Origin of the sequence: Ammoniphilus sp. YIM 78166 (assembly GCF_004522215.1) — a bacterium.
In the GTDB taxonomy this organism is placed as follows: domain Bacteria; phylum Bacillota; class Bacilli; order Aneurinibacillales; family RAOX-1; genus YIM-78166.
In genome coordinates, this window is sequence record NZ_SDLR01000001.1 from 852,473 (window position 1) to 865,329 (window position 12,857).

At 44.2% G+C, this 12,857-nt stretch carries 12 protein-coding genes; 8 read left to right on the forward strand and 4 right to left on the reverse strand.

The genetic code is table 11. From position 1 onward, the window contains the following. Nucleotides 1-57 precede the first annotated feature (57 nt). Nucleotides 58-1,893 carry a UbiD family decarboxylase gene (locus EIZ58_RS04215; RefSeq protein ID WP_134699248.1) on the forward strand — a complete coding sequence of 612 codons (1,836 nt, stop codon included), beginning with the start codon at nucleotides 58-60 and terminating at the stop codon, nucleotides 1,891-1,893. Nucleotides 1,894-2,910: 1,017 nt separating this feature from the next. On the opposite strand, the gene trhA is transcribed toward EIZ58_RS04215, so the two are convergent. After that, a complete protein-coding gene (gene trhA, locus EIZ58_RS04220) occupies nucleotides 2,911-3,537 on the reverse strand; it encodes a PAQR family membrane homeostasis protein TrhA (protein ID WP_240688937.1) in 627 nt (208 codons plus the stop codon). An 85-nt stretch (nucleotides 3,538-3,622) separates the two neighbouring features. Further along, nucleotides 3,623-3,901: a winged helix-turn-helix transcriptional regulator gene (locus EIZ58_RS04225; RefSeq protein WP_240688938.1), complete on the reverse strand. Its 279-nt coding sequence runs from the start codon at nucleotides 3,899-3,901 to the stop codon at nucleotides 3,623-3,625. 161 nt (nucleotides 3,902-4,062) lie between these two features. On the opposite strand from EIZ58_RS04225, the gene EIZ58_RS04230 reads away from it, so the two are divergent. Continuing rightward, entirely contained in the window at nucleotides 4,063-4,830 is a 768-nt protein-coding gene (locus tag EIZ58_RS04230) for a DODA-type extradiol aromatic ring-opening family dioxygenase (RefSeq protein WP_134699250.1), read from the forward strand. A 110-nt stretch (nucleotides 4,831-4,940) separates the two neighbouring features. Here EIZ58_RS04230 and spx read toward each other — a convergent pair whose 3' ends face one another. After that, entirely contained in the window at nucleotides 4,941-5,297 is a 357-nt protein-coding gene (gene spx, locus EIZ58_RS04235) for a transcriptional regulator Spx (RefSeq protein WP_134699251.1), read from the reverse strand. A gap of 159 nt (nucleotides 5,298-5,456) precedes the next feature. Between spx and EIZ58_RS33060 the strand changes: the two genes are divergently transcribed. Together EIZ58_RS33060 and EIZ58_RS04240 are read left to right on the forward strand one after the other, a co-directional pair. Beyond that, the gene (locus EIZ58_RS33060; protein ID WP_167577481.1) at nucleotides 5,457-5,606 is read left to right on the forward strand and encodes a hypothetical protein; all 150 of its coding nucleotides are present in this window, start codon (nucleotides 5,457-5,459) and stop codon (nucleotides 5,604-5,606) included. A gap of 6 nt (nucleotides 5,607-5,612) precedes the next feature. Beyond that, nucleotides 5,613-6,272: an FMN-dependent NADH-azoreductase gene (locus tag EIZ58_RS04240; RefSeq protein ID WP_134699252.1), complete on the forward strand. Its 660-nt coding sequence runs from the start codon at nucleotides 5,613-5,615 to the stop codon at nucleotides 6,270-6,272. A 44-nt stretch (nucleotides 6,273-6,316) separates the two neighbouring features. Here the strand turns inward: EIZ58_RS04240 and EIZ58_RS04245 are convergent, their stop codons facing one another. Further along, the gene (locus EIZ58_RS04245) at nucleotides 6,317-6,619 is read right to left on the reverse strand and encodes an IDEAL domain-containing protein (protein ID WP_134699253.1); all 303 of its coding nucleotides are present in this window, start codon (nucleotides 6,617-6,619) and stop codon (nucleotides 6,317-6,319) included. Nucleotides 6,620-6,774: 155 nt separating this feature from the next. Here EIZ58_RS04245 and EIZ58_RS04250 point away from each other — a divergent pair, with 155 nt between their 5' ends. The 4 genes from EIZ58_RS04250 to cysI all read left to right on the forward strand — a co-directional run bounded on the left by EIZ58_RS04250 (nucleotide 6,775) and on the right by cysI (nucleotide 12,823). Beyond that, nucleotides 6,775-6,987 carry a hypothetical protein gene (locus EIZ58_RS04250; RefSeq protein WP_134699254.1) on the forward strand — a complete coding sequence of 71 codons (213 nt, stop codon included), beginning with the start codon at nucleotides 6,775-6,777 and terminating at the stop codon, nucleotides 6,985-6,987. 233 nt (nucleotides 6,988-7,220) lie between these two features. Beyond that, nucleotides 7,221-8,744: a PAS domain-containing protein gene (locus tag EIZ58_RS04255; RefSeq protein WP_167577482.1), complete on the forward strand. Its 1,524-nt coding sequence runs from the start codon at nucleotides 7,221-7,223 to the stop codon at nucleotides 8,742-8,744. Nucleotides 8,745-9,259: 515 nt separating this feature from the next. After that, the gene (locus EIZ58_RS04260) at nucleotides 9,260-11,077 is read left to right on the forward strand and encodes an assimilatory sulfite reductase (NADPH) flavoprotein subunit (protein WP_134699256.1); all 1,818 of its coding nucleotides are present in this window, start codon (nucleotides 9,260-9,262) and stop codon (nucleotides 11,075-11,077) included. Nucleotides 11,078-11,104: 27 nt separating this feature from the next. Beyond that, nucleotides 11,105-12,823: an assimilatory sulfite reductase (NADPH) hemoprotein subunit gene (gene cysI, locus EIZ58_RS04265; RefSeq protein WP_134699257.1), complete on the forward strand. Its 1,719-nt coding sequence runs from the start codon at nucleotides 11,105-11,107 to the stop codon at nucleotides 12,821-12,823. Nucleotides 12,824-12,857: the final 34 nt, after the last annotated feature.

Consider the following 12,857-nt stretch of genomic DNA (forward strand, 5'->3'; position numbering starts at 1 on the left):
GTACTTTGAATTCGTTTTTACTGAAGTGAGAACTAAACGAGATTGGAGCACTGAATGATGTACAGCAACTTACAAGATTGCATTACAGATTTAGAGAAGCATGGACACTTGGTTCGTATACGGGAGGAAGTTGATCCCTATCTCGAGATGGCCGCGATTCATTTAAAAGTGTACGAGGCTGGCGGTCCAGCCCTTTTATTTGAAAATGTTAAAGGTTCTAAGTTTCGGGCCGTGTCCAACCTTTTTGGCACCCTCGAGCGGAGTAAGTTTATGTTTCGAGACACTCTAGAAGCCGTTCAGAATGTCATTGCCTTACGCAATGATCCGGCGAAGGCCTTGAAAAATCCGTTTGGTCATATGAAGAGCGGGTTGGCTGCCATGAAGGCCTTACCGTTGAAGACTACAGGAGGTCAGCCCGTAACGGCACAGGAAATTCAAATTTCAGACCTTCCACTCATTCAACATTGGCCAATGGATGGAGGAGCCTTTATTACCTTACCTCAGGTCTATTCCGAAGATCCAGACAAACCCGGAATTATGAACTCGAATCTAGGCATGTATCGGGTTCAGCTTACGGGCAATGATTATGAAGTAAATAAGGAAGTCGGTGTACATTACCAAATTCACCGGGGGATCGGGGTTCATCAGGAAAAAGCGAATAAAAAAGGTGGACCGCTAAAGGTCAGTATTTTTGTAGGAGGTCCTCCGGCTCATACCCTATCAGCTGTTATGCCGCTACCGGAAGGAATGAGCGAAATGACCTTTGCAGGTCTGCTCGCTGGCCGACGCTTTCGCTACAGTTATGTGGACGGCTTTTGCGTCAGTAATGACGCTGACTTTGTCATTACAGGGGAGATTCATCAAGGAGAAACGAAACCGGAGGGGCCGTTTGGCGATCACCTCGGCTACTATAGCTTAACTCATCCATTCCCATTAATGAAGATTCATAAGGTCTATGCTAAACCCAATGCGATTTGGCCGTTTACTGTCGTGGGACGACCTCCACAAGAAGACACATCCTTTGGCGCCTTGATTCATGAATTAACCGGTGACGCCATTAAACAGGAAATTCCAGGGGTAAAAGAAGTGCACGCGGTCGATGCCGCTGGTGTTCACCCCTTACTTTTTGCCATTGGAAGTGAACGATATACCCCTTACCAGCCGGTCAAACAACCCTTAGAATTGTTGACGATTGCCAACCGCATCTTAGGTACCGGACAACTAAGCCTGGCCAAGTATTTATTTATTACAGCCGAAGAAGATCAACGTGTCGATACACATGATGAGCTAGGCTTTTTATCGTATATCTTAGAACGTATCAATCTTCATCGAGACATTCATTTTTATACCAACACCACCATAGATACCTTAGATTATTCAGGCACTGGTTTAAATACGGGAAGTAAAGTTGTCTTCGCTGCTTACGGCAATAAAATAAGAGAGCTATGCATCGAAGTACCAGACGCCTTGAAGGGATTGCAGGGCTTTGTTAACCCTCGACTTGTGATGCCAGGAGTCGTAGTGATGGAGGCATCCAAATTTACCGAATACACACAAGCTGAACGCGAAATGCATGTCTTAAGTGAAGCGATTCAAGCTAGAGGATCCATGGCCGGATGTCCGATGATCATTGTAGCGGATGATAGTGACTTTATCAGTGCTCACATGAATAATTTCCTTTGGGCAACGTTTACCCGAAGCAATCCATCGCATGATATCTACGGTGTGAATAGCTACTACGAGAACAAGCATTGGGCTTGTGACAATGTGATAATAGATGCCCGTATCAAGACGCATCACGCACCACCCCTCATCCCTGATCCGGCAGTGGAGAAGAAGATCGAGCGTTTCTTTGTCAAAGGGGCTGTTCTGGGCGGATTAAAGGGGTTGTAAAGGGGAGATATTCGGAGAGCCGAGGCACGGATCGGGGCAGCAAAGCTTTGGTTTGGTGCCCTCTTGGGGGGCTGGGGCCTGAGTTAGGGCATCAAAGCCCCCGTTTGATGCCCTAAAACCACTCGGGAGCCGGGATCAGGGAATCAAAGCTGCCGTATGATGCCCCGAAATCGCTCGGGATCCGGGATCAGGGAATCAAAGCTGTCGTATGATGCCCTGAAACCGCTCGGGATCCGGGATCAGGTCATCAAAGCTGCCGTATGATGCCCCGAAACCGCTCGGGAGCCGGGATCAGGGAATCAAAGCTGTCGTTTGATGCCCTAAAACCACTCGGGATCCGGGATCAGGGAATCAAAGCTGTCGTTTGATGCCCTAAAACCACTCGGGAGCCGGGATCAGGTCATCAAAGCTGCCGTATGATGCCCCGAAACCGCTCGGGATCCGTGATCAGGGAATCAAAGCCGTCGTATGATGCCATGAAACCGCTCGGGAGCCGGAATCAGGTCATCAAAGCGGTCGTATGATGCCCTGATTCCGTTCGGGAGCCGGAATCAGGGCATCAAAGCGGTCGTATGATGCCCCGAAACCGCTCGGGAGCTAGGATCAGGGAATCAAAGCGATCGTATGATGCCCTGAAACCGCTCGGAGGTTAAGATCAGGGAATCAAAGCGGTCCTATGATGCCCTGAAACCGTTCGGGAGCCGTGATCAGGGAATCAAAGCGGTCGTATGATGCCCCGAAACCGCTTGGGAGCCGGGATCAGGGAATCAAAGCTGCCGAGGGCCGAAATGGAGGCACCATAGCTGTTGTATGATGTACTGAAATCTCCCGAGGGCCGAAATGGGGGTATCATTGCTGCCGTATGATGCCATGAAATCCCCGTTTGATACCCTCTAAGTGAGCTGTGGACCGGATCAGGGCACCAAACCCCGTTTGATGCCCTCCAAAGGCCCTGAATATCAGAACGAATGCCGAAAAAAGAGGGCGTCCTTCCATATTGGACGCCCTCTTTTCGCATTATATAGGCAGAATGAAAAAGTAGATCATGAAAAAGTGTAGCAGCGTACCCAATGCCACGAAGCAATGGAAGGTTTCATGAAAATAACGGAACCTCTTGGTGCCGTAGATTACGCCTCCAATGGTATAAGCGATTCCTCCAGCAATCATCAAGGTAATAGCGCCCATCGGCAGTAATCTAAGAAACTCTGCAAAAGGGATAATCGCGACCCAGCCTAGACCAAGGTATAGTAAAGTCGATATCCATCTCGGCATTTGCATAAAAAAGATTTTTAGGAAGGTTCCTAGCGCTACAATGGACCATACTAGGATCAGAATGCTCCACTTCCAAGTGCCTTCAAGACCGAAATAGCTAACTGGCGTGTAGGTTCCGGCGATTAAGAAAAAAATAGCGATGTGGTCGATTTTTCGAAGTAGGAGAGTCTTCTCAGGTGTGGTTCGAATCCAGTGATAAAGACTGCTTGCCCCATAAAGCAATATCACACTCACCCCAAAAATGGCCGATGTGATCATTTTGGAAGGGGAGGGAGCTGATCCTATAAGAAAAAATAAACCAACGATTCCTGCAAGGAACGGAATAAAGTGAGTAAGCGTATTTCCAGGCTCTTTCATGCGCAAAAAATTCAAACCAAAGACCTCCGAAGCGTTTTTTTCAATTATACTGCGCGGGCTCGAGGGTGTCGATAGTTTAGGGATGACGTCACATTTTCTTCTAAGATTGAATCTCAACCCACTTCTCGGCCCAATTTTGCAAATCTCTAAAGATCGGCTCTAGAGCCAGGCCTTTATCCGTTAGAGAATATTCAACGCGCACCGGTACTTCGGCATAGATCCTTCGGTTGACTAGCCCTTCTTTTTCTAATTCCTTCAATCGTTCTGTCAGCAGTCGTCCACTAACAGGGAGAGCGGATTCTATCTCTGAAAAACGTTGAGGACCTGAGAGGAGCTGGAACAAGATTAATCCGGTCCAACGCTTGCCTAGCAACTGCAAGGCTATCTCAATTCTAGGTCATAACTGATGCATACTTATCACCTCACAATCTGTATTATACTACTTTTTAATAAGTAAATGTACTTGACGCAATATAAGTTATCAATGTATACTTACTTATGAAAAGTAAGTTTAATTGGTGAAAGAAAGGAGGAACAAATATGGTTGCACCTTTATTTATTTGTCACGGAGCCCCTTCATTAGCTCTAGAAGACAATTCCTACACAAGTTTCCTTCAAGAGTTAGGTCGAAGCATGAAACCCAAAGCCATTATTCTATTTACAGCTCACTGGGAACAAGAGGTTACCACCATTTCGTTTAGGGATGACGTATACGACACGATCTATGATTTTGGTGGCTTTTCACCAGAGCTATATCAAATAAAGTATCCGGCTAAAGGTTCCACTTTGCTGGCGGAGAAGGTTGAGGAAAAGTTAATCCAGCATAATATTCTTTCTAAAAGAGACTACGATCGAGGATTGGATCACGGTTCCTGGGTAGTCCTCCGACTTTTATACCCGGATGCTGACATTCCTGTGGTGCAAGTGTCAGTCAATCCTTATTTACCCCCTGCTGAACAATTTAAAATAGGGGAAGCCCTTCGTGATCTGGGAACAGAAGACATCCTTATTGTGGGAAGTGGAGGAACCTCTCATAATTTACGAATGATCAATTGGGGGCAGTCATCACCCGAGCCTTGGACTGAAGAATTTGATAGTTGGCTTATTCAGCAACTGGAGAACAAAGATCTCGAAGCCTTGTTTCATTATGAAGAGCAGGCTCCGCATGCTCGTTTAGCCGTACCAAGGGCTGAGCATTTTGTACCACTCTTCATTGCGCTTGGAAGCGGAGAAGAGCAACAGCCAGTGAAGGTTTTACACCGAAGCTACCAATACGGAACATTAAGCCATATCGTATTTCAGTTTTAATTCGCTACTTTTTGAAGTAGCGATTTTTTTTTGACCTTAAATAATGCAGAAACTCCCTATATGCGTAAGAAGCCAGTTCCCTCCAATGTGGTGGAAACTGGCTCTTGTAATTATGCGGATAAATGCTCTAATTCCTCCCGGTTAAATCCAATAATTAGCTGGGCTCCATTCAAAAGAAGAGGTCGACGGAGTAATTTCGGTTCCTCATGCAGTAGGTCTAACAACTCAGATAACTTAAGATCATCAATATCGATGTTGAGCTGCTTAAAAGTTTGACTGCGTTTGGACAAGAGCTCGTCTGTACCACTTGATGTGAGCTTGATCATTTCTAATAACTCTTCTTGAGTAGGTGGATTTCGGAATAGATGACGTTCTTCAAAAGGAACCTGTTTATTCTTTAGTATTGCTTTCGCTTTTCGACAAGAGGTATCACTTGGGTGAGTATAAAAAATTATTTTTCCTGTCATGACGATCGCCCTCTCTATTTATATTCAATGTTTAAATGAAATAATTATTACTTACCTAAAATAAGTTTATTCTCATTTGTTCACAGTGTCAAGAGAGAAGAAAAGCAGGCATGAAAAAATAAGAGATGAGCAATCTTAAGATATGGGGGGTGACTAACATTGTTCAACCATAGACAAGAAATACCGTTACATGAAGTACCGGCTATACCTTTTTTGACAAGTGTAGAAAATAACGGTGAAGGAAAGGCAAGTTCACAAACCTTCACCTATGGTGTGGATATTCCGTTAGAAAACTTGATGGAAGGATAGGATCACATGTCTAAACTGTTGTATATTACGGCTAATCCTAAAACAGCTGAGCAATCCTATAGCCTCGCTGTAGGAGAGGCGTTCTTAGAAGCTTATAGGAACGAAAGACCAAACGACGAAGTTATCCGGCTGGACTTATACGAAATGGATATTCCCTATATTGACACCGATGTATTTAGTGGCTGGGGTAAGCTACAGCAGGGGACGGCATTTGAACAGCTGTCTGCTGATGAAAAAGATAAGGTGAGTAGAATCAATGCCCTTACAGAACAGTTTATTGCTGTGGATAAATACGTTTTTGTTACGCCTTTCTGGAATTTTAGTTTTCCACCTAAGATGAAGGCTTATATTGATTCGATCTGTATCGCAGGAAAAACCTTTAGATACACAGCACAGGGTCCAGTAGGTCTTTTAACGGACAAACTTGCTGTACATATCCAAGCGCGTGGAGGAGTGTACTCCGAGGGGCCTGCAAAAGAATTGGAGTTTGGGGATCGCTATCTTAAAACGATTTTTGGTTTTCTTGGCATTCCTTCCGTAGATTCCATCATTGTTGAGGGAATGGCGCAAATGCCAGACGAAGCGGAAGCAATAAAGGAAAAGGCCATCGCTCAAGCGAGGGAAGCTGCCGTATCCTTTGCAAAGGAAAGAGTTCACACATCATAAAGCAAAAGAAGCCCTCTTTTAAATAGGGCTTCTTCATTATCTTTTTACTGGGATTCGTAACATAATTTATACGTTAAGTCTTCAAACCATTCTCGGTCCTTTGTTTCGATAGCTAAATTAATTAGAAATTGAAGACTATCCTTAAAAGGTAATGTCTCAAACTGACTTTCTTTATGTAGTACGATCCGTTCTTGTTGTTGATTAATTTCCTCAAACACGAAGCAGGGTGATTGAAGATAATACTCTATTTCTGCAAATCGGATGATATGCCCGTAACGTGGATGATGAGGATCCGTGACCTTGCATAAATCGCCTTTATTTAAATTAACAAATAGATATAAATACAAACTTTCTCCTCCAGTTCTTACAAAAAGTATTGCACTAGCACAAATAAAGTTAATTGCAAAATATAAGTATTTTTATTATATTCTGTTTATTTTTTCACTTTACCTTGGGTTTCAAGTAAAAACAAGATCCAGTTTGTGGAAGGGGTGTCAGCGAATTGCTAGAAATTGAGTATAGGGATGTATTTAGTAAGATTGAAGGGGAAATGATAGCCGCTTATGAAGCATTTGTCACAGATGAAGAGGGTCGGAGATGGAGATATGCCCATAATCGTAGACCAAATCAAAGTATCGAGGGTTTTGAAAAAGATATCCGTAGTGCCTTCGAAGCATATGGTTATGATGACTTCAGGAGGATAGAGGAGGAATAAAGGGGTTAATAATTAATTCTTGAATGTGTCAAACTGATTTGACAACATAAATGAAATGAAACACAGCCGGACCAGTAAGCGCCCTCACCATGTAGAGGGGGCTTTTTACTTGTTTCAGCGGTCTTTACATAATTTTAAGGCCTATAGCTACCATAGTAATATAGTATAATGGCTTTATTGAAAGTTATAGAATAGAAGGAGTGATTCCCCTGGCTCTAATCAGCTTAGATCATTTGCGTTTAAATGAAAGTGAAACTTTTTACCAATTACTGTTTGAAAATAATCCGGATGCCATCTTTATCTTTGATCCCAATGGGAATTTTCATAGTATTAACCCAAGTGCGTTAAGTAGCATCGGGTACAAGCAGGAAGAGATTATTGGAAAGTCGTATAAACGTTTTGTATTTAAAGAAAACCTGGAGAAAATGGCTGAGAATTTTAAGAGAATGGCCCAGGGTGAAAGCGTAAGCTATGAATTTTCCTTTAGACATAAAAACGGCTTTCCTATTCAGTTTAATATGATTAACTTCCCTATTACGGTGGAGGAAAAGGTCGTTGGTATCTACTCGATAGCCAAAGATGTCAGCAGCGAAAAAAAGACCGAAGAAGATTTAAGAACGACAAAAGAACAGCTCGAATCGTTCTTCAAGAATACAACGGACTGCATTGTCGTTGTGAATCTTGAGGGTCATATTATTAGGGTGAATGATGCTTTCGAGAAATTTTTTGGATGGAAGCGACAAGAGGTTTTAGGGGAAGACTTGTCTTCATTAGTGATCCCTGAGCACTTAGTCAGCCAATATCAAACCCTTCATCAAGTCGTGAATTTCGGTGGCCAAGTATCCGGCTATGAAACAGTGGGAAAACGAAGAGGTGGCGCCCAATTTGACGTGAATTTGTCCATTTCCGCTATTAATGATGCCAATGGAGACGTGATGGCTCGAGCGATTACATTTAGAGACATCTCGGAGCGAAAGCGCCAAGAAAACAAACTAAAAGTTGTGCTCAAAGAGTTGGCTGATATCAAGTTGGCCCTGGATGAATCCTCGATTGTCGCGATAACGGACTATAAAGGTGTCATTACCTATGTGAATGATAAGTTCTGCCAAATCTCAAAGTATTCTCAAGAGGATCTTATCGGTAAAACGCATCGAATTATTAACTCTGGATATCACTCCAAGAGCTTCTTTCAGGATATGTGGGAAACGATCTCTGAGGGAGAGGTGTGGGAAGGAGAAATCAAGAACAAAGCCAAAGATGGTAGCTTCTATTGGGTGAAGACGACTATCGTTCCTTTCTTTGATGAAGAAGAAAATATTCATCAATACGTCTCGATTCGAACCGATATCACAGCACGAAAACAGGCAGAGGAAGAACTAACGAGTGCTCTAAAAGAGTTAGCGGATATTAAATATGCACTGGATGAATCCTCTATTGTGGCCGTGACCGATGCAAATGGAGTCATCACGAATGTAAACCAGAAGTTCTGCGACATTTCCCAATATACTCGAGAAGAGCTGATTGGCAAAACCCATAAATTGATTAATTCTGGCTATCATGCAAAAGAATTTTTTGAAGAGATGTGGAATACCATTCAATCTGGGGCGATCTGGCACGGCGATATTAAAAATCGGGCGAAAGATCAAACCTTTTACTGGGTAAAAACGACAATTGTGCCATTCTTGAACGAAGAGGGCAAGCCTTATCAATATGTAGCGATTCGCTCTGACATTACAAAATATAAAGATAGTGAATAAAGGTTGTACCCTTTATCACACCAGTTCCCTTCCTGCTATGATTTATATCACTCCTGCTCGCAGCAAAATTCGTTAGAATAAATATTGCATCCTTTGCCGCGATAGGGGCTGGTTCTTATCTTTTACTGTATAAAGTGTCATGTGATTCATAAGAAAAGCATCGCTTTAATCATTTTTGAATCATATCGAAAAATCGATGATAAAGTGGTTCCTTTAGGTGTATGTAAATAAAGCCGCTATCTTAGAGATAGCGGCTTTGTTTTGCTTGAGTTATAGGTTCTTTGCGGGTTTGGCAAGTCAGCGATTAATTGTAGTACTGTTGCATTATAATGTCAATAAGGGTAACCTTGAATTGAAGATGATAAACTTTAAGTTGACTTACCTTATCGGAATAAGTAGGATATAATAGAACTTGAATTTTTCCATTAATATTAAGGTACAACACCAATAATTGTCCCAACGTAACCTAAAATGGTATGGTACATATGTGTAGATTCTTTTGTGAGGTGGTATCATTGCAACTCCAGGTCATGAACAGTCCTTTTAATCAGGAGCAGGTTGAGCTCCTTAATCGTCTTTTGCCAACTTTAACCCAATCTCAAAAAGTTTGGTTAAGCGGGTATCTGGCTGCGTCCCAGTTTGCTTCGGTTATAGAATCGCCAGAAGCGCTTACCTCGCAAGCTACCACACAGGGCTTAGAGCAGGCCGTTTCAAAAGAAGTCACGATTTTATATGGGTCACAATCAGGCAACGCTCAGCGCCTCGCCCAAAAAGCAGGAAAGTCCCTAGAAGGTCGCGGGTTCCAAGTAACGGTTTCTTCCATGAGCGATTTTAAGCCAAACAACTTGAAGAAACTAACGAATTTGCTTGTGTTTGTAAGTACACACGGAGAAGGAGAGCCACCCGATAACGCCATATCCTTCCATGAGTTTCTCTACAGCAAGCGAGCGCCTAAGCTCGATGGACTACGCTTCTCTGTACTGGCCCTTGGTGATAGCTCCTATGAATTCTTTTGCAAAACGGGAATCGATTTTGATCAGCGCTTGGAAGAGCTTGGTGCACATCGCATTTACCCGCGTGTGGACTGCGATGTGGACTATGATGAGCCTGCAGCTGAATGGTTCGAAGGCGTTGCTGGCCGGCTCAGTGAAGGGCAAGGTACCGGGTCAACATCTATGCCTACAGTTTCAACCGCTGCGCAAGTGGAGTCCGTATACTCCAGAACGAATCCTTTTTATGCTGAAGTGCTTGAAAATTTAAACTTAAACGGACGAGGCTCAAACAAAGAAACACGTCATCTAGAGATTTCCTTGGCTGGTTCTGGATTGACCTATGAACCAGGAGATAGTCTGGGAATTTATCCGGAGAATGATCCCGAGCTTGTCGATCGGCTTTTAGAAGAGCTGAAGTGGGATCCGCAGGAAACGGTGAGCGTCAATAAGCAAGGAGAGATCCGAGCGCTTAAGGAGGCTTTAATCTCTCACTTTGAGATTACCGTCTTAACCAAACCGCTTCTTCAGCAGGCTGCTTCGTTTCTCCCAGGTGTTCAAGAGCTTCTTGCAGCAGGCAACGAGGATCAACTCAAGGCCTATATTCAGGGTCGGGATTTATTAGATCTGGTTCGCGATTATGGTCCATGGAAAGCTTCCGCTCAGGACTTTGTTTCGATTTTGCGTAAAATACCTCCGCGTCTCTACTCGATTTCAAGCAGCTTAGCAGCGAATCCGGAGGAAGTGCATCTTACGATCGGTGCTGTTCGCTACGATGCTCACGGCCGTGAACGCAAAGGCGTTTGCTCAATTTATTGTGCGGATCGAATAGAGCCAGGAGATAAAATTCCAATCTACCTACAACAAAACCAAAACTTTAAATTACCTCAGAATCCGGAAACACCGATCATTATGGTTGGACCGGGTACAGGTGTTGCGCCGTTCCGTGCGTTTATGCAAGAGCGTGAGGAAATCGGAGCGGAAGGGAAATCCTGGATGTTTTTTGGGGATCAGCACTTTGTAACCGACTTCCTTTACCAGACAGAGTGGCAAAAGTGGGTCAAGGACGGGGTCTTAACGAAAATGAATGTTGCCTTCTCGAGGGACACGGAGCAGAAGGTATATGTCCAGCACCGCATGCTTGAGCACAGTGCAGAATTGTTCGCATGGCTGCAAGAGGGTGCCGTGGTTTACATCTGCGGAGATGAAAAAAATATGGCTCGTGACGTTCATCATACGCTGATTGAGATCATCGAAAAAGAAGGCAGGATGACCCGTGAACAAGCGGAAGCTTATCTAGCCGACATGCAACAGCAAAAACGTTATCAGCGCGATGTATATTGATTTTGACAAGAAAGGGGTTAGTCCAACATGGCGAACCAAATTTTAAAAGCACCGGAAGGCCCGCCAAGTGATGTAGAGCGGATTAAGGATGAAAGTAACTATTTGCGCGGCACGCTAAGAGAATCCATGCTGGAGCAGATCAGTGCAGGGATTTCAGACGATGATAATCGCTTGATGAAATTCCATGGCAGCTATTTGCAAGATGACCGTGATTTACGCAATGAACGCCAAAAACAAAAGCTGGAGCCAGCATATCAATTCATGCTTCGTGTTCGAACGCCGGGTGGGGTAGCGACACCGGAGCAATGGCTTGTCATGGATGATCTTGCCCAAAAGTACGGCAATGGTACGTTAAAACTTACGACTCGACAAGCTTTCCAGATGCATGGAATCCTAAAATGGAACATGAAAAAAACCATTCAAGAAATCCATGCTTCTCTCTTGGACACGATTGCAGCCTGCGGAGATGTCAATAGAAATGTGATGTGCAACCCGAATCCGGATCAATCCGAGCTTCATCAGGAAGTATTCTACTGGTCGAAAAAGTTAAGCGACGACTTGCTTCCTCGCACCCGCGCGTATCATGAGCTCTGGTTGGATGAAGAGAGGGTGGCTGGTACGCCTGACGTCGAAGAAGTCGAACCTATGTATGGACCGCTTTATCTCCCTCGAAAGTTTAAAATCGGGATCGCTGTCCCTCCATCCAACGATATCGATGTCTACTCCCAAGATCTTGGGTTTATTGCCATCGTGGAGCGGGATAAGTTAGTTGGTTTTAACGTAGCGATTGGCGGGGGGATGGGGATGTCTCATGGCGACAAAACCACTTATCCGCAGCTAGCCAAGGTGATTGGTTTCTGTAAGCCGGAGCAAATTTATGATGTGGCGGAAAAAATCATTACCATTCAACGCGACTACGGTAACCGTTCCGCCCGTAAGCATGCTCGCTTCAAATACACCGTAGACCGTCTTGGGCTTGAAAATGTAGTAACCGAACTGCATGCAAGACTAGGCTGGAGCTTAGAAGAAGCTAAACCTTTCCACTTCGACCATAACGGTGACCGTTATGGATGGGTAAAGGGTGTAGGCGGCAAATGGCACTTTACCCTGTTTGTTGAAGGTGGCCGGATTTCGAATTATGACGATTACAAGCTGATGACAGGCTTGCGCGAAATCGCTAAAATTCACACGGGAGATTTCCGTTTGACTGCCAATCAGAATTTGGTGATTGCTAATATTTCTAGTCAGAAAAAGAAAAAGATTAGTGAGCTTATTGAACAATTTGGATTGACCGATGGCAAGCACTATTCTGCGTTGCGACGCAGTTCTCTAGCTTGCGTCGCTCTACCTACATGCGGACTAGCCATGGCGGAAGCTGAGCGTTATTTGCCTGTTTTAATTGATAAGATTGATGAGATCATTGAGGCTAACGGGCTTCGTGATAAAGAGATCACCATCCGCATGACCGGCTGCCCGAACGGTTGCGGCCGTCACGCCCTGGGGGAAATTGGATTTATCGGTAAAGCACCAGGCAAATACAATATGTATCTAGGTGCCGCTTTTGACGGCAGCCGGTTAAGCAAGATGTACCGAGAAAACATCGGGGAAGAAGAAATTCTAAGTGAGTTACGTATGTTGATTCCTCGCTATGCGAAGGAGCGACAAGACGGTGAACACTTCGGTGACTTCGTCATCCGCGCGGGTGTTGTAGAAGCGGTAACAGACGGAACCCATTTTCATAACTAGTTCGTGACCGAGTCCAGGAGAATCCTGGGCTCTT

Coding starts and splice junctions, on each gene's coding strand:
- EIZ58_RS04215 (WP_134699248.1), top strand. CDS start 58: ATGTACAGCAACTTACAAGATTGCATTACAGATTTAGAGAAGCATGGA.
- EIZ58_RS04230 (WP_134699250.1), top strand. CDS start 4,063: ATGGTTGCACCTTTATTTATTTGTCACGGAGCCCCTTCATTAGCTCTA.
- spx (WP_134699251.1), bottom strand. CDS start 5,297: ATGACAGGAAAAATAATTTTTTATACTCACCCAAGTGATACCTCTTGT.
- EIZ58_RS04240 (WP_134699252.1), top strand. CDS start 5,613: ATGTCTAAACTGTTGTATATTACGGCTAATCCTAAAACAGCTGAGCAA.
- cysI (WP_134699257.1), top strand. CDS start 11,105: ATGGCGAACCAAATTTTAAAAGCACCGGAAGGCCCGCCAAGTGATGTA.